The organism is Nocardioides flavus (ex Wang et al. 2016), assembly GCF_014653115.1.
Lineage (GTDB): Bacteria > Actinomycetota > Actinomycetes > Propionibacteriales > Nocardioidaceae > Nocardioides > Nocardioides flavus.
In genome coordinates, this window is sequence record NZ_BNAD01000006.1 from 132,384 (window position 1) to 148,003 (window position 15,620).

At 72.3% G+C, this 15,620-nt stretch carries 15 protein-coding genes and 1 riboswitch; of the genes, 10 read left to right on the forward strand and 5 right to left on the reverse strand.

Features of this window, described 5'->3' with window-relative positions; translation table 11 throughout:
* Nucleotides 1-22 precede the first annotated feature (22 nt).
* Complete coding sequence (locus IE200_RS12490) at nucleotides 23-1,075, reverse strand: glycoside hydrolase family 43 protein (RefSeq protein WP_191279810.1); 1,053 nt, start codon at nucleotides 1,073-1,075, stop codon at nucleotides 23-25.
* A 135-nt stretch (nucleotides 1,076-1,210) separates the two neighbouring features.
* Here IE200_RS12490 and IE200_RS12495 point away from each other — a divergent pair, with 135 nt between their 5' ends.
* From IE200_RS12495 to IE200_RS12520, 6 genes are all read left to right on the forward strand, one after another.
* Complete coding sequence (locus tag IE200_RS12495; protein ID WP_191279811.1) at nucleotides 1,211-1,546, forward strand: DUF3054 domain-containing protein; 336 nt, start codon at nucleotides 1,211-1,213, stop codon at nucleotides 1,544-1,546.
* Nucleotides 1,539-2,756 carry an MFS transporter gene (locus IE200_RS12500; protein WP_229856457.1) on the forward strand — a complete coding sequence of 406 codons (1,218 nt, stop codon included), beginning with the start codon at nucleotides 1,539-1,541 and terminating at the stop codon, nucleotides 2,754-2,756. The genes IE200_RS12495 and IE200_RS12500 overlap by 8 nt, the downstream gene beginning before the upstream one ends.
* Before the next feature lie 34 nt (nucleotides 2,757-2,790).
* Entirely contained in the window at nucleotides 2,791-3,681 is an 891-nt protein-coding gene (locus IE200_RS12505) for a carbohydrate kinase family protein (protein ID WP_229856458.1), read from the forward strand.
* Nucleotides 3,681-4,595, forward strand: coding sequence for a pseudouridine-5'-phosphate glycosidase (locus IE200_RS12510; RefSeq protein ID WP_191279812.1), 915 nt, complete (start codon nucleotides 3,681-3,683; stop codon nucleotides 4,593-4,595). The genes IE200_RS12505 and IE200_RS12510 overlap by 1 nt, the downstream gene beginning before the upstream one ends.
* A 92-nt stretch (nucleotides 4,596-4,687) precedes the next feature.
* A riboswitch (cobalamin riboswitch) is annotated at nucleotides 4,688-4,905 on the forward strand.
* A 140-nt stretch (nucleotides 4,906-5,045) separates the two neighbouring features.
* On the forward strand, nucleotides 5,046-7,457 hold the full coding sequence (locus IE200_RS12515; protein ID WP_229856460.1) for a ribonucleoside-diphosphate reductase subunit alpha: 2,412 nt from the start codon (nucleotides 5,046-5,048) through the stop codon (nucleotides 7,455-7,457).
* The gene (locus IE200_RS12520; RefSeq protein ID WP_229856461.1) at nucleotides 7,454-8,488 is read left to right on the forward strand and encodes a ribonucleotide-diphosphate reductase subunit beta; all 1,035 of its coding nucleotides are present in this window, start codon (nucleotides 7,454-7,456) and stop codon (nucleotides 8,486-8,488) included. Before IE200_RS12515 ends, IE200_RS12520 begins: the two co-directional genes overlap by 4 nt.
* A gap of 14 nt (nucleotides 8,489-8,502) precedes the next feature.
* Here the strand turns inward: IE200_RS12520 and IE200_RS12525 are convergent, their stop codons facing one another.
* Nucleotides 8,503-8,790 (reverse strand): glutaredoxin domain-containing protein, encoded by a 288-nt coding sequence (locus IE200_RS12525; RefSeq protein ID WP_191279813.1) that lies wholly within the window; start codon nucleotides 8,788-8,790, stop codon nucleotides 8,503-8,505.
* 44 nt (nucleotides 8,791-8,834) lie between these two features.
* Between IE200_RS12525 and IE200_RS12530 the strand changes: the two genes are divergently transcribed.
* Together IE200_RS12530 and IE200_RS12535 are read left to right on the forward strand one after the other, a co-directional pair.
* Complete coding sequence (locus tag IE200_RS12530) at nucleotides 8,835-9,251, forward strand: VOC family protein (RefSeq protein WP_191279814.1); 417 nt, start codon at nucleotides 8,835-8,837, stop codon at nucleotides 9,249-9,251.
* A complete protein-coding gene (locus IE200_RS12535; RefSeq protein WP_191279815.1) occupies nucleotides 9,248-9,523 on the forward strand; it encodes a hypothetical protein in 276 nt (91 codons plus the stop codon). The genes IE200_RS12530 and IE200_RS12535 overlap by 4 nt, the downstream gene beginning before the upstream one ends.
* Before the next feature lie 23 nt (nucleotides 9,524-9,546).
* On the opposite strand, the gene IE200_RS12540 is transcribed toward IE200_RS12535, so the two are convergent.
* Together IE200_RS12540 and ychF are read right to left on the reverse strand one after the other, a co-directional pair.
* A complete protein-coding gene (locus tag IE200_RS12540; RefSeq protein WP_229856462.1) occupies nucleotides 9,547-10,443 on the reverse strand; it encodes an alpha/beta fold hydrolase in 897 nt (298 codons plus the stop codon).
* 108 nt (nucleotides 10,444-10,551) lie between these two features.
* Entirely contained in the window at nucleotides 10,552-11,628 is a 1,077-nt protein-coding gene (ychF, locus tag IE200_RS12545; protein ID WP_191279817.1) for a redox-regulated ATPase YchF, read from the reverse strand.
* 69 nt (nucleotides 11,629-11,697) lie between these two features.
* Between ychF and IE200_RS12550 the strand changes: the two genes are divergently transcribed.
* Both IE200_RS12550 and IE200_RS12555 read left to right on the forward strand, forming a co-directional pair.
* Nucleotides 11,698-12,216 carry a PH domain-containing protein gene (locus IE200_RS12550; protein ID WP_191279818.1) on the forward strand — a complete coding sequence of 173 codons (519 nt, stop codon included), beginning with the start codon at nucleotides 11,698-11,700 and terminating at the stop codon, nucleotides 12,214-12,216.
* Complete coding sequence (locus IE200_RS12555) at nucleotides 12,213-13,766, forward strand: PH domain-containing protein (RefSeq protein WP_191279819.1); 1,554 nt, start codon at nucleotides 12,213-12,215, stop codon at nucleotides 13,764-13,766. The genes IE200_RS12550 and IE200_RS12555 overlap by 4 nt, the downstream gene beginning before the upstream one ends.
* Here the strand turns inward: IE200_RS12555 and IE200_RS12560 are convergent.
* Nucleotides 13,763-15,580 (reverse strand): acyl-CoA dehydrogenase, encoded by a 1,818-nt coding sequence (locus tag IE200_RS12560; protein WP_229856464.1) that lies wholly within the window; start codon nucleotides 15,578-15,580, stop codon nucleotides 13,763-13,765. The two genes, IE200_RS12555 and IE200_RS12560, sit on opposite strands and share 4 nt — an antisense overlap.
* Between the last annotated feature and the right edge of the window lie 40 nt (nucleotides 15,581-15,620).

Consider the following 15,620-nt stretch of genomic DNA (forward strand, 5'->3'; position numbering starts at 1 on the left):
CCGAGCCTAGGTCTGCTGAGGCTCAGCGGGCCCGGAGCCAGCCGGTGACCTGCGGCACACCGTCCACCCAGCCCAGGCGCGCGGCGTACATCGCCCGGCGGCCGCGCTGACGCAGCTTGTGGTCCCACTTGCCGGAGCCGGCACACGGCTGCGTCGTGCCGCGGCAGGTCCACCCGTGGAAGAACGCCAGCACCCGGCCGCGCCGGTCCTCGACCAGGTCGGCGCCGCCGGGGCCGCAGAGCCCGGTGCTGTCCTTGTCGAGCAGCATCCCGCCGTCGGCGGCCGTCCAGTCGAGCAGGGACGCCGACCTCAGCCAGCGGGTGCGGTAGCCGCAGCGGGTCCAATCGCCTTCCGAGGCGAGCATCACGTAGCCCTCGGGGCGCCGGGTCAGCACCGGGTTCTCCACCACGCCCGTGGAGCGGAAGAGCTCGACGCTAGTCGCAGCGGGCTTCACCGACTGCCCGTCACGCGTCAGCGGCACGAGCCGCACGCTGGAGGGGATCCGGTCGGTCTTGTAGAGCAGGTAGGTCGCCCCGTCGGCGTCGCGGAACCACGACGGGTCGATGACGCCGGCGCGCGGGAGCGTACGGTCGCGCGGCAGCATCGGGTCCTGGGCGAGCGGCGTGCGGGCGTACGACGGGCACACGAGCGGCGCGCTGCCGACGGGCCGGAACGGCCCCCGCGCGGAGGTCGAGCGCGCGACACCGATGCAGCGCCCGTGCTCGCCCATGCCCCGCACCGGAGTGGCGTAGTAGAGCAGCCAGCGTCCACGCACGCGGGCCACGTCCACGGCCCACACCCCACCAGCGCGCGACCAGGACGGCTTGTGCGTCAGCAGGCCCGGGCCGCGGCGCCATGGCCCGTCGGCGGCTCGCGACCAGGCGTGCGGCACCCGGTCGCCCGTGGCGTACGCGACCAGGCCTCCGCCGGGCGTGACGACGACCGCGGGGTCGGGGAAGTCGAGGTTGAGCACCGGGCGCGGCACCGGCTCCTGCGCGGTCGCGGGAACGGCGACGGACAGCAGCCCGGCCACGATCATCAGCACGAGCAGGCGCGCTGCTCCCCGGTTCGGCACCGGGGGACCGTACCTGCTCGGACGCTCAGGGGCGCGGGGTTGCCGGGAGTGTCTCGAGGCTGCGCGAGCTCTCAGCTCCAGTGCGGGCACCCCGTGCGAGAGGTCCCGAGCCCGGTGCTGCCTAGGCTGGGAACCATGTGGCTCGTGGTCGACCTCCTCCTCGTCGGTGTCTTCGCGGTGGTCGGCCGGCTCAGCCACTACGGCACGCTGACCGCCGGAGGCTGGTGGTCCACCGCGTGGCCGTTCCTCGTGGGCACGCTGGCCGCCTGGGCGGTCCTCGTCGTGACCCGTCGGCCGCCCGCGGCGGTCTCCTCCGGGGTCGTGGTGTGGGTCGGCGCGCTCGCCGTCGGCATGCTGCTGCGACAGGTCAGCGGCCAGGGCACCGCCACGCCCTTCGTCGTCGTCGCGACCCTCGTCCTCGGCGCGCTCCTCGTGCTGCCGAGGCTCGGCGCGAGGTTCGCGCGTGACTGACGCCGACGCCCGCACCGGACGTACGGTGCGCACCCCCGCGCTCGCCTTCGGGATCCTCCTCGCCGCCGTGGCGCTCGTCTCGGTCAACCTGCGCCCGGGCGCCTCCTCCGTGGGTCCCGTGCTCGAGGAGGTACGCCTCGGCCTGGGCATGAGCGCCGGCGTCGCGGGAGCGGTGACCGGCCTGCCCGGCCTCGTGTTCGGCCTGGCGGGAGCCGTCGCCGTGGCCTTCGCCCGCAGGGTCGGGATGACCGTCGGCATCGCGATCGGGCTCGTCGCCGTGGTCGTCGGCCTGCTCGTGCGCGTGACCACCGACAGCGTCCCGGTGTTCCTGCTCCTCACCGTCGTCGCACTGGCTGGCATGGCCGTCGGCAACGTGCTGGTCCCCGCGTGGATCAAGGCCCACGGGCACACGGTGGCGCTGATGACCGTCTATGGCACCGGCCTCCTCGTGGGGGGCACCATCGGTCCCCTGATGACCGCACCCGCGAGCGAGGTCGGCGGCTCGTGGCGGGTGGGTCTCGGTATGTGGGGCCTGCTCGCGCTGTCCACCCTCCCGCTGTGGGCGTGGCTGGCCGTTCGCGAGCACCGGTCGCCGGCGGAGCACGCCGTCTCGGGGGACGCCCCGCCCAGTGGCCGGGTGGTCCACTCGCCGACCGCGGTGGCGCTGACCGTCCTGTTCGGCGTGCAGTCGATGCACGCCTACGTCCAGTTCGGCTGGCTGCCGCAGGTCTACCGCGACGCCGGCATGTCGGCGTCCTCGGCCGGCGCGCTCCAGGCGCTGCTGTCGAGCGTCGGCATCCTCGGCGCGCTGGCGATGCCCACCGTGATCGCCCGCGGACGCGGCCTGCGGGCCCTGGCCGTGTCCTTCGGCGTCGCCCTCGCCCTCGGCTACGTCGGGCTGCTCCTCGCACCGGCCACCCTCCCGTGGGCGTGGGCCCTGCTGCTGGGCTTCGCGGGCCTCGCCTTCCCCACGGCCATCGCCCTGATCACCGCCCGCACCCGGCACCCGTCGGTCACCGCCCAGCTCTCCGGGTTCGTCCAGCCGGTGGGCTACGCGCTGGCCGCGATCGGGCCCTTCCTCGTCGGCGTGCTGCACGAGGCGACGGGCGGCTGGACGCTCGTCCTCGCGCTGCTCGCGCTCACGTCGGTGCCGCTGACCCTCGCGGGCCTGCGGGTCGCCCGGCCCACGTACGTCGACGACGAGATCTGACGCGCGCCCGTCGTCGCTCTGTCAGGATCTGCGCGTGAGGCAGTGGGTGGTGGTCGTCGGCGGGACCAACATGGACGTCGTGGCGCGCACGTCGGCGCCGCTGGTCCCGGCGACCAGCAATCCCGGGCACACCCGCATCTCCCCCGGTGGGGTCGGCCGCAACATCGCAGCGTGCCTCGGCCTGCTGGGCGCCCCCGTACGCCTCGTGTCTGCGGTCGGCGACGACGCCTTCGGCGAGGAGGCGCTGCGCGTGACGGCCGAGTGCGGCGCCGACGTGGCGGCCGTACGCCGGGTGCCGGGAGCGACCGGCACCTACACCGCCGTCCTCGACGACCGCGGCGAGCTGGTGGCGGCGGTCTCCGACATGGCGGTCGTCGACCACCTCGAGCTCGACACGGTCCACCTCACCGACGCCGCGCTGGTGGTGCTCGACGGCAACCTCGCGCACGAGCAGGCCGCCCGGGTCGTCGCCTCGGCCGCCGCGGCGGGCGTGCCGGTGGCCTTCGAGCCGGTGTCGGTGGCCAAGGCGGCGCGGCTGGCCGACCTCGTGCGCGAGCTGTTCCTCGTGACGCCCAACGCCGACGAGATCGCCGCCCTGACCGGTCGGTCCGCGGCGGACTGGCGGGCGTCCATCGCCGACCTGCACGACCGCGGCGTCGAGCACGTCTGGCTGCGGCAGGGCGCTGACGGGTCCTGGATGTGCAGCCGCGGCGCCGAGCCGGTCCACCTGCCCGCCGTGCCCGCGGAGGTCGTCGACGTCACCGGTGCCGGCGACGCCATGCTGGCCGCCTGGGTCGCGGCCTGGCTGCGGGGCGCCGACCCGGTCGCGGCGGCCCAAGAGGGGCACCTGGCCGCGGCCGCCACGATCGCGAGCCCGCACACCGTCCGGCCGGACCTGGCCGACTTCCTGGGGAGGGACCACTGATGCTGACCGTCACCGACGAGGTCCGCGACGCGCTCGCCTCCGGGCGGCCCGTGGTCGCGCTGGAGAGCACGATCATCAGCCACGGCATGCCCTACCCGCAGAACGTCGAGATGGCCCGCGCCGTCGAGGGCATCGTCCGCGAGGGCGGGGCCGTCCCGGCGACCATCGCGGTGCTCCACGGGAAGCCGACGATCGGCCTGTCCGCCGACGACCTCGAGCTGCTCGCCTCGGACGAGTCGGTGCTCAAGGTGTCGATCCGCGACCTGCCCTACGTCGTCTCACGCGGCCTGCACGGCGCGACGACCGTGGCCTCGACGATGCGCCTGGCCGCCCTCGCCGGGATCGGCGTGTTCGTGACCGGCGGGCTCGGCGGCGTGCACCGCGGCGCGGAGACGTCGTACGACGTGTCGGCCGACCTGACCGAGCTCACGACCACCTCGGTCGCGGTCGTGTGCGCGGGCGTCAAGAGCATCCTCGACATCGGCCTGACGCTGGAGAAGCTGGAGACCCTCGGCGTCCCCGTGCTCGGCTTCGGCACCGACGAGTTCCCCTCGTTCTTCTCCCGGTCCTCCGGCTTCGCCGCACCGATGCGCCTCGACTCCCCCGCCGAGATCGCCGGGCTGATGCGCGCGAAGTGGGACCTCGGGCTCGCCGGCGGTGTCGTCGTGGCCAACCCGATCCCCGCCGAGGCGGAGATCCCCGCCGAGGAGATCGGCGTGATCATCGAGCAGGCGCTCGGCGACATGGACGCGCTCGGCATCCGCGGCAAGGACGCGACCCCCTACCTCCTCGGGCGCATCGTCGAGATCACCTCCGGCGAGTCGCTCCGGGCCAACATCGCCCTCGTGGAGCACAACGCCCGCCTCGGGGCCGCGATCGCGACGGCGTACGTCGCCCTCCACGCGCTCGACTGAGCGTCGCCACTGGCGGACCGGCCACCGGGACACGCCGACACAAGATGTGGTCCCCCACTTCTCCTCACGACCTACATACGGTGGCCGACGCAGCTGGTTCGGCGCGTCAGCCAGACGTGTCGAGGCAAGAGGGAACCCGGTGTGAGTCCGGGACTGCCCCGCAGCGGTGAGTGGGAACGACCGCCGTCACACAGCACTGGATCACCTGATCTGGGAAGCGACGGCCAGTAGGAGCCCTTCGAGACGGTCCTGCGCAACCTCCTCAGGAACCGTCGAGAAGAAGCGCCCACGAGTCCGAAGACCTGCCAGCGCACCGCACCCGACCGGGTGCGGTGGTCCGAGGCCTCGTGGGAAGGCCGGTGGGCACCGACGACGCCGCGCCCGCGTGCGCTTCGTACGGCCCTCTCCTCCCGCGGCCCCGGACAACGTCCGTCTCGCGAGGAGAGAGAAGTGACCATCACCGAGTCACCGGTGCGCACGACCATGCAGGTGCGCAAGAGGAACGGCGACGGCGAGCCCGTCGACGTCAACAAGATCGTCCGCGCCGTCGACCGGGTCAGCGACGACCTGGCCGACGTCGACCCGATGCGGGTCGCGACCCGCACCATCAGCGGGCTCTACGACGGCGCCACCACCGCCGAGCTCGACCGGCTGTCGATCCAGACGGCCGCGGAGATGATCGGCGAGGAGCCGCAGTACAGCAGGCTGGCCGCCCGCCTGCTGGCGGGCTACATCGACAAGGAGGTCCGCAACCAGGGCGTCATGTCGTTCAGCCAGTCGGTGGCGCTCGGGCACGCCGAGGGGCTGATCGGCGACGACACGGCCGCCTTCGTCAAGGACAACGCCCGCAAGCTCGACTTCGCCGTCGACCCGGACGGGGACCGGCGCTTCGAGTACTTCGGGCTGCGCACGGTCTACGACCGCTACCTGCTGCGTCACCCCTCGAGCCGCCTCGTCGTGGAGACCCCGCAGTACTTCCTGCTCCGGGTCGCGTGCGGCCTGGCCCAGGCCCCGGGCGAGGCGATCGAGTTCTACCGGCTGATGTCGTCGCTGGCCTACCTGCCGTCCTCACCGACGCTCTTCAACTCCGGCACCCGGCACACCCAGATGTCGTCGTGCTACCTCGTCGACAGCCCCCGCGACGACCTCGACTCGATCTACTCCCGCTACGCGCAGGTCGCGAAGCTGTCGAAGTTCGCCGGCGGCATCGGCATCGGCTTCTCCCGGGTCCGCTCGCGCGGGGCGCTGATCCGTGGGACCAACGGCCAGTCCAACGGCATCGTGCCGTTCCTGCGCACCCTCGACGCGTCGGTGTCCGCCGTCAACCAGGGCGGACGCCGCAAGGGCGCGGCGTGCGTCTACCTCGAGCCGTGGCACCCCGACGTCGAGGAGTTCCTCGAGCTGCGCGACAACACCGGCGAGGACGCCCGCCGCACCCACAACCTCAACCTCGCGCACTGGGTGCCCGACGAGTTCATGCGCCGCGTGGAGGCGGATGCCGAGTGGTCGCTCATCGATCCCGACCAGGCCCCGGAGCTCCCCGACCTGTGGGGCCAGGCCTTCGACGAGGCCTACCGGCGCGCGGAGGCAGAAGGGCGCTACGTACGCCGGGTGCGGGCGCGCGACCTCTACGGCCGGATGATGCGCACCCTCGCCCAGACCGGCAACGGGTGGATGACCTTCAAGGACGCCAGCAACCGCACCTGCAACCAGACCCGGGACACCCCGGGCGGGCCCGTGGTGCACCTGTCCAACCTGTGCACGGAGATCATCGAGGTGTCCTCCGACGACGAGACCGCGGTGTGCAACCTCGGCTCGGTGAACCTCGCTCAGCACCTCACCCAGCCGCTGGTCGAGGAAGACGCCCTCGCGCCTGTCACGAGACCGCAGATCGACTGGGACAGGCTGCGCGCCACGGTGCGCACAGCGGTGCCGCTGCTCGACCGGGTCGTCGACGTCAACTACTACCCCAGTGACGAGGCGGCCGCGTCGAACCCGCGCTGGCGTCCGGTCGGCCTGGGACTGATGGGCCTGCAGGACGTGTTCTTCGCGTTGCGGCTGCCCTTCGACTCCCCCGAGGCCCGCGAGCTCTCCACCCGGGTGCAGGAGGAGATCCTCCTGACGGCGCTCGAGGTGTCCGTCGACCTCGCTCGGCGCCACGGACCGCACCCGGCGTACGCCGAGACGCGAGCCGCGGGCGGGGTGCTCCAGCCCGACCTGTGGGGCGTGGTCCCCACCCAGACCGAGCGGTGGGAGCGACTGCGCGCGGACATCGCCGAGCACGGCCTGCGCAACTCGCTCCTCGTCGCGATCGCGCCGACGGCGACCATCGCCTCGATCGCAGGCTGCTACGAGTGCATCGAGCCGCAGGTGTCCAACCTGTTCAAGCGCGAGACGCTGTCGGGAGAGTTCCTGCAGGTCAATGCCGCCCTGACCCGCGAGCTCAAGGCGCGCGGCCTGTGGACATCGGAGGTGCGCGAGGCGATCAAGCGGGCCGAGGGGTCGGTGCAGGGCATCGCCCAGCTGCCCGACGACGTGCGCGAGCTCTTCCGTACGGCATGGGAGCTGCCGCAGCGCGCGCTCATCGACATGGCCGCGGACCGCTCGCCCTACATCGACCAGAGCCAGTCGTTGAACCTCTTCATCGCGGGTCCGTCGATCGGGAAGCTCTCCTCGATGTACCTCCACGCGTGGAAGGCCGGACTCAAGACGACCTACTACCTCCGCTCGCGCCCCGCGACGCGGATCCAGCAGACGACCGTCTCCACCCTCCCCACACCCGCTCCCCCGACCACCCTCTCCGACGACGAGGCGCTCGCCTGCTCGCTGGAGAACCCCGAGAACTGCGAGGCCTGCCAGTGACGCTCACCCACGACTCCACCACCGACCAGCAGCGGATGCTCCTCGACCCCGGGATGAACCTCACCCTGCGACCGATGCGCTACCCGCACTTCTACGACCGCTACCGCGACGCCATCAAGAACACCTGGACGGTCGAGGAGGTCGACCTGCACTCCGACCTCAAGGACCTCCAGCGGCTCAGCGACGCCGAGCGCCACCTGGTCTCCCGACTGGTGGCCTTCTTCGCCACCGGCGACACGATCGTGGCCAACAACCTGGTGCTCAACCTCTACCAGCACATCAACTCCCCCGAGGGCCGGCTGTACCTGTCGCGCCAGCTCTTCGAGGAGGCGGTGCACGTGCAGTTCTACCTGACCCTGCTCGACACCTACGTCCCCGACGAGACCGAGCGCCACGAGGCCTTCGCCGCCGTCGACAACATCCCCTCGATCAAGGCCAAGGCCGACTTCTGCTTCCGGTGGATCGACTCGGTCTTCGACCTCGACGCGCTCGAGACCCGCGAGCACCGGCGGAGGTTCCTGCTCAACCTCATCTGCTTCGCCGCGGTCATCGAGGGGTTGTTCTTCTACGGCGCGTTCGCCTACGTCTACTTCCTGCGCTCGCGCGGGTTCCTCAACGGCCTGGCCTCCGGCACCAACTGGGTCTTCCGTGACGAGTCGATGCACATGGCCTTCGCCTTCGACGTGGTCGACACGGTGCGCGAGGAGGAGCCGGAGCTCTTCGACGACGAGATGGCGGCGCAGGTGCGGCAGATGCTCGTCGACGGCGTGGACGCCGAGGCGCAGTTCGCCGAGGACCTGCTCGGCGGCGGCGTCGCCGGGCTGTCCACCGCCGACATGCGCGCCTACCTCGAGTACGTCGCCGACCGCCGCATGGAGCGTCTCGGCCTGCCCGCCATCTACGGCTCGGCGAACCCGCTCGCGTTCATGGAGCTGCAGGACGTGCAGGAGCTGTCCAACTTCTTCGAGCGCAAGGTGTCGGCCTACCAGGTCGGCGTGACGGGGGCGGTCGGGTTCGACGAGGACTTCTGAGCCCAGCCGCCGCGTCAGAGTGCCGCGAGCACCTGGCGCGGCGGCGGGTTGGTGTGCGGCACTGCGTCGATGACGACCGTGGGCACCACCTCGTTGCCGTCGTTGACGCTGCGGACGTACGCCGACGCCTCCGGGTCGGCCCAGACGTCGACCCAGACGACGTCGCGGACCTTCCTGCCCAGGCTCAGCCGCAGGCGGGCGCAGAACGGGCAGCCCGTGCGCCAGTAGACGACGACCCGGCCCTGCTCGGCCGCGCGGGCGCCCTCGGCGGCGGAGACGGAGTCGGGCTTCCGGGCGAACATGGCGACCAGTATGCCGCGACACCGATCACTGCTTGGATCGCTGCATGGCCTCACGACTGACCGAGATCTCCCTCGACTGCCACGACCCCGACCTGCTGGCGGACTTCTGGTGTGGGGCGCTGGACTGGGTGGTGCTCGACCGGGAGCCCGGGCTGGTGGAGATCGGCCCACCTCGTGAGAACGACCAGGCGCTGCTCGACGCCGTACGGTCCGGCCCGGTGCCGCCGACGATGTTCCTCGCGGCCGTGCCGGAGGACAAGGTCGTCAAGAACCGCATGCACCTCGACCTCTCCCCCGTCGACCGCTCGCGCGACGAGGAGGTCGAGCGCCTCGAGGCGCTCGGGGCGACGCGGGCCGACGTCGGCCAGAGCGGCGACGAGTCCTGGGTCGTCATGGCCGACCCGGAGGGCAACGAGTTCTGCGTCCTCCGCAGCCTCGCAGCGGGGCACTTCACGCTGTGAGCCGCACCCCCGACGAGCTCCTCGCGGCGTACGGCCGCAGCATGGCCTGGCAGGTGCCGGTCGCCGTCGGCCTGGTCCTCACGCTCTGGATCCTCGGCATCGAGCAGTGGCTCGTGGCCGGCCTCGGCGTCTTCGTCGTGATCAGCCCGGTGATGTGGCTGCGCTACGAGGCGTTCGGGCGAGGGCGCGACCGGCAGCTCGCGGTGCTGCTGGGGTTCGCACTGGTCTGGCTGGCAATCGGGACCGGCATCTTCGCGGTGCTGGTGAGCTGATCGGGCGCGTCGGACGACCACAACTACGCGCTGGAGCCTGGCTCCCGCGTGACCGGCGGAACGTCTCCCGACTTCTGGTCGTCCGGCGCGCCTGCCATGAACTCCCGCAGCACCCGCGCGAACCGGTCGGGGTCGTCGAGGTGCGGGAAGTGGCCGGCGCCCTCGAAGAGCTCGACCCGGCACTCGGGCAGGGCCCGCTGCGCGTTCAGCGCGTGCCACGCCGGGATCATCCGGTCCCTCGATCCCCACACCACCAGCGTCGGCGGGGGCGTCACAGCGCCGAGGTGGTCGTGGGCGCTGATGCTCTGGCCGCCGATGTCGATCACGGCCCGGGTGGTGGCGAGGAACGCGCGGCGGCTCTCGCGGTCGCCGAGCGAGGTGAAGCCGCGCCAGACCGCGCCGATGTCGGCCCCCGGCCGCCAGCCCAGCCGCTGCGCGCCCCGGCCCACCGCCTCCACCCGCTCGAGGACGGGGTCCGAGGCGACGAGGCCGAGCACCTGCTCGGCCAGGGGCAGCGTCGCAGCGCGCAGCACGAGGTTGACCTCGCGCCCGAGACCGCCGCTCGCGACGAGGACGAGCCGGTCCACCCGTTCGGGGAAGAGGTAGTAGAACTGCATCGCGATGCCGCCGCCGAGCGAGTGCCCGACGAGCGTGACCCGGTCGATCCCGAGGTGGTCGAGCAGGTCGCGCAGCGTCGCGGCGTGCGAGCCCAGCGAGTAGTCGTCGGTCGGCTTGGCCGAGTCGCCGTGCCCGAACAGGTCGGGCACCACCACGCGGTGGTCGTCGTCGACCTCGTCGACGAGGTGGGCCCACTGTCGCTGGGACCCGAGGATGCCGTGGATGAAGAGGGCGACGGGGCCCGAGCCGCTGTCGACGTACGAGAGCTCGTGGCCGTGGAGCACGACCGTGTGCGGAGCCAAGGGAGCCATCGTCCCTCCAGTGGTCGACGGTTGGTTACTCCACAGTAACCGCCCGTCGGCCGTTGCGGGCGGACTGGGTCGAAGATCACCCGCCCGGCGCGTTGGGCCTCACACGTTGAAGCGGAACTCCACCACGTCGCCGTCGGCCATCACGTAGTCCTTGCCCTCCATGCGCACCTTGCCGGCCTCCTTGGCCTTGAGCATGGAGCCGGCGGCCATCAGGTCGTCGAAGGAGACGACCTCGGCCTTGATGAAGCCCTTCTGGAAGTCGGTGTGGATGACACCGGCGGCCTCGGGAGCGGTCGCGCCCTTCCGGATCGTCCAGGCCCGCGTCTCCTTGGGGCCGGCGGTCAGGTAGGTCTGCAGGCTGAGGGTGTCGAAGCCGACGCGGGCGAGCTGGTCGAGGCCGGACTCGGTGATGCCCATCTCGGCGAGCATCTCGTGGGCCATCTCGTCGTCGTCCATCTCGGCGAGCTCCGCCTCGAACTTGGCATCGAGGAAGATCGCCTCGGCGGGCGCGATGATCTCGCGCATCCGGTCCTTGAGGGCCTCGTCGGCGAGCTCGTCGGCGTCGCAGTTGAAGACGTAGATGAACGGCTTGGCCGTCAGCAGCGACAGCTCCCGCAGCAGCGAGCGGTCGATGTCGGTGGCGATGATCGGCGTGCCCGACTCGAGCGCCTCCTTGGCGGCCTTGGCGGCCTCGAGGTTGGCGACGAGGTCCTTGACCTTGCGCGACTCCTTCTCCAGGCGCGCGATCGCCTTGTCGACCGTCTCGAGGTCGGCGAAGATCAGCTCGGTCTGGATGGTCGAGATGTCGTTGGCGGGGTTGACCTCGCCGTCGACGTGGGTGACGTCCTCGTCGCGGAAGACGCGCGTCACCTGGCAGATCGCGGCGGACTCGCGGATGTGGGCGAGGAACTTGTTGCCGAGGCCCTCGCCCTGCGAGGCGCCGCGGACGATGCCGGCGATGTCGACGAACTCGACCGTGGCAGGCAGGACCTTGGCCGACTCGAAGACCTCCGCGAGCCGGGGGAGCCGCTCGTCGGGGACCCCGACGACACCCACGTTGGGCTCGATCGTCGCGAACGGGTAGTTCGCCGCGAGCACGTCGTTCTTGGTCAGTGCGTTGAAGAGCGTCGACTTGCCCGCGTTGGGGAGACCGACGATGCCGATGGTGAGAGCCACGGGCGGGGAGTCTACGGCCGCGGCCGGTGGCCCGACGAAACCCGGCGAGGCACCTGCAAGACTCGAGGCATGAGTGACGAGGGGGCTGGGCCGGTCGGACGGGGGGCCGTGCTGCGCGCACCGGCCCACCGGGTCTCGCCGCAGGCGATCGGGTTCTGGACGGTGTCGGCGCTGATGGGTGACGCCGTCCTCGTGGGGGGCGCCGCCGTCGCGTGGCTGGTGGTCCCGGGCGCGCCCGGCTGGGTCGGGCTGGTCGTGCTGCTGCTCGCCGTGGTCGCGGTGGCCCACGTGGTGCTGATGCCGCGCATCCGCTACCGCGTCCACCGGTGGGAGGTCACCGACACCGCCGTCCACACCCGCGAGGGGTGGATCGGCCGGGAGACCCGGATCGCGCCGATCAGCCGGGTGCAGACCGTCGACTCCCGCCAGGGCGCGCTGATGCGCATGTTCGGCCTCGCCTCGATCACCGTGACCACCGCGTCCGCCGCCGGGCCCATCACGGTGGACTGCCTCGACGCCGAGACCGCGGCCCACGTGGTCGCCCGGCTGACCGCCATCACCGCGGCGACCGAGGGCGACGCGACGTGATCCCCGCCCCCGGCGACGGCTGGGTCCGGCTCAGCCCCCGCAAGCTCCTGCTCGACCCGGTGAAGGCCGTCGGCCAGGCCGTCGTGCCCGTCGTGGTGGCGCTCATCGGCATCAGCCAGAGCGACATGCGGTTCTGGCCCGCCGTGCTCCCCCTCGTGGTGCTGGGGCCGATCGTGCTCGGCGCGCTGCCGTGGCTCACCACCCACTACCGGGTGACCGACACCCAGATCCAGGTGCGCAGCGGCATCCTCAACAAGACCACGTCGACCGCTCCGCTCGACCGGGTCCGCAGCGTCGACCTCGAGGCGTCGCTGCTGCACCGCGTCCTGGGCCTGCAGAAGGTCCAGGTCGGCACCGGCGTCGACGACGACCGGATCACGCTCGACGCGCTCGCCGCCGCCGACGCCCACGCGCTCCGTACGTCCCTGCTCGGGCGGCGGGTCGCCGTGCCGGCCGCCGCTCCGCTGGATGGTGCCCCGCAGCCCGCCGACCCGCTCGCGGCCGGTCCGGCACCCGCGTACGCCGACGTCCCGGTGCCGCCGCCCGCGCCCGCGGTGCCGCTCGCGGCGATCGACTGGTCCTGGCTGCGGTTCGCGCCGTTCAGCCTGGGCCGGCTGGTGCTGCTCGTGGGCGGACTCGGGTTGCTGTCGCAGGTGGCCGACGAGCTCCCCATCTGGAACGAGGACACGGCGACCTCCGCGTGGGAGTGGCTCACCCAGTTCGCCGTGGTCGCCATCGTGCTGACGCTCGCCGTCGGCGGACTGACGCTGTGGCTGGTGGTGTCGGTGGCCGGCTACGTCCTGCAGTGGTGGGGCTTCCGGCTCGCGCGCGAGCACGGGTCGCTGCACCTCACCTCGGGCCTGCTCACCACCCGCTCGATCACGGTGGAGGAGGCGAAGGTCCGCGGGGTGGAGGTCACCGAGCCGGTGCTGCTGCGGCTGGTCGGCGGCGCCGAGCTCTCGACGCTCGCCACCGGCGTCGAGGACGGCGTCACCCAGGTGCTGCCGCCGTGCCCGCGCACCGTGGCGGTCGGGGTCGGCGAGGCCGTTCTCGACCATCGCGGACCACTGACCGCCCCGCTCGTCGAGCACGGGCCGAAGGCGCGCCGTCGCGCATGGTTCCGCCAGCTGCGCAACGCCCTCGACGTCATCGTGCTGCTGGCCGTCGGCTGGTGGTGGTTCGAGCTCACGTGGTGGTGGCTCGTCGCCCTCGGCGGCGCACTGCTGGTGGCCGCGGTCGTCGTCGGCGAGGCGTCCTACCGCCACCTCGGCCACGCGCTGGCCGGTGAGCACCTCGTCGCGGGCAGCGGCACGCTGGCCCGGGTGCGTACGGTCCTGGAGACCGACGGCATCATCGGCTGGGTCGTGGCCCAGTCGTGGTGGCAGCGCCGGATCGGCCTCGCCGACCTGACCGCGACGACGGCCGCCGGGACCGAGCGCGTAGTGGTGCGCGACGTACGCCTCGAGGTCGCCGTGGCGCTGGCCGACGCCGCGACACCGGGCCTGCTGGGCGACTTCGTCGTGACGGAGCCGGCCCGAGAGCAGGTCTAGAACCAGGCGTCGCGCATCTCGAGCGTGGTGGTGTCGCCCGAGGCGAGCAGGTCGAGCATCGGGCCGACCTTGGGCAGCTCCCACCGGAAGAAGTAGCGGGCGGCCGCGCGCTTGCCGTCGTAGAAGTCGCCCTCCTCCTCCCCCACCGCGACGAGCTGCTCGAGCCACATCCACGCGACCACGACGTGGCCGGCCGCCTCGAGGAAGACGGTCGCGTTGGCCATGGTCCGCTCGGGGTCGCCGAGCCCGGCGAGCGCGAGGGTGACCTCGCCGAGCCGGTCGACCATCGCCTGCAGCGCCTCGGCGTACGCGGCGGGCTCGCCGCCGAGGTCGCGGGCCTGCGCCACGGTCTGCGCGACCCGTCCCGCCAGCGCGGCGAGCGAGGCACCGCCACCCCCGAGGACCTTGCGACCGAGGAGGTCGAGGGCCTGGATGCCGTGGGTGCCCTCGTGGATCGGGTTGAGCCGCTGGTCGCGCCAGTGCGCCTCGACGTCGTAGTCACGGGTGTAGCCCGCCCCGCCGAGGACCTGGATGGCCAGGCTGTTGCTCTCCTGACCCCACTGCGAGGGCCACGACTTCGCGATCGGCGTGAGCAGGTCGAGCAGCAGGACCGCCTCCGTACGCTCCGCGTCGTCGAGTGCGCTGGCCTGCACGTCGAGCAGGCGCGAGCACCAGAGGTTGAGGGCGAGGGCGCCCTCGACGTACGACTTCTGCGCCAGCAGCATGCGACGCACGTCGGCGTGCTCGATGATCGGCACCTGCGGGGTGGTCGGGTCGGCCGTGCCCAGCCGCCGGCCCTGCGGGCGCGAGCGGGCGTACTCGAGCGACTTGAGGTAGGCGGTGTACGCGGTGGTGGTAGCGGCCATCCCGACGCCGAGCCGGGCGGCGTTCATCATGTGGAACATGTAGGACAGCCCCTTGCCGGGCTCGCCGACCAGGTGGCCGACGGCTCCCGGCGCTCCGCCCGGGGTGAAGGCGCCGCCACCGAAGACCGGGGCGGTGTTGACGGTGCCGCGGTTGCCGAGCTTGTGGTTGATGCCGGCGAGGGCGACGTCGTTGCGCTCGCCGATGGAGCCGTCCGCGGCGACGAGGTGCTTGGGCACGACGAACAACGAGATCCCCCGGGTTCCGGGAGCCGCGTCGGGGAGCTTGGCGAGCACCAGGTGGACGATGTTGTCGCCCATCTCGTGGTCGCCGCCCGAGATCCACATCTTGCTGCCGAAGATCCGGTAGGTACCGTCGTCGGCGGGGACGGCACGGGTGAGCACGTCGCCGAGGCTCGACCCCGCGTGCGGCTCCGACAGCGTCATCGTGCCGAAGAACCGGCCCTCGAGCATTGGGCCGACGAAGCGCTCGACCTGGTCGGGCGTGCCGTGCTCGAGGAGCAGGGCGGCGTTGGCCATCGTGAGGAACGAGTAGGCCGCGGTGCCGATGTTGGCGGCGGTGAACCACGCCATGCAGGCAGCGGCGACCACGTGCGGCACCTGGTGCCCGCCCTGCTCCTCGTCGAGCGTGAGCCCGAGGAGGTCGGCCCGGGCGAAGGCCTCGAGGGCCGTGGCGACCTCGGGGATCAGGCGTACGCGCTCGCCGTCGAACTCCGGCTCCTCGACGTCGCTCTTGCGGTAGTGCGGTGCGAACTGGTCGGCGGCGAGCTCCGCGCAGAGCGCCAGCAGCGCCTCGTAGGACTCACGGTCGTGCTCGGCGTAGCGAGGACGCTCGCCCAGCGCCTCGACGTCGAGCCACTCGAAGAGCATGAACTCCAGATCGCGTGCGGAGAGGATCGTGGAGGCGGGGCCGGCGGCGGGAGTGGGCACGGGTCGACGCTACCTGCCGGTAGCCGCCCACGACCGCCGG

Coding starts and splice junctions, on each gene's coding strand:
- IE200_RS12495 (WP_191279811.1), top strand. CDS start 1,211: ATGTGGCTCGTGGTCGACCTCCTCCTCGTCGGTGTCTTCGCGGTGGTC.
- IE200_RS12530 (WP_191279814.1), top strand. CDS start 8,835: ATGGCCTCACGACTGACCGAGATCTCCCTCGACTGCCACGACCCCGAC.
- IE200_RS12550 (WP_191279818.1), top strand. CDS start 11,698: ATGAGTGACGAGGGGGCTGGGCCGGTCGGACGGGGGGCCGTGCTGCGC.
- IE200_RS12510 (WP_191279812.1), top strand. CDS start 3,681: ATGCTGACCGTCACCGACGAGGTCCGCGACGCGCTCGCCTCCGGGCGG.
- IE200_RS12525 (WP_191279813.1), bottom strand. CDS start 8,790: ATGTTCGCCCGGAAGCCCGACTCCGTCTCCGCCGCCGAGGGCGCCCGC.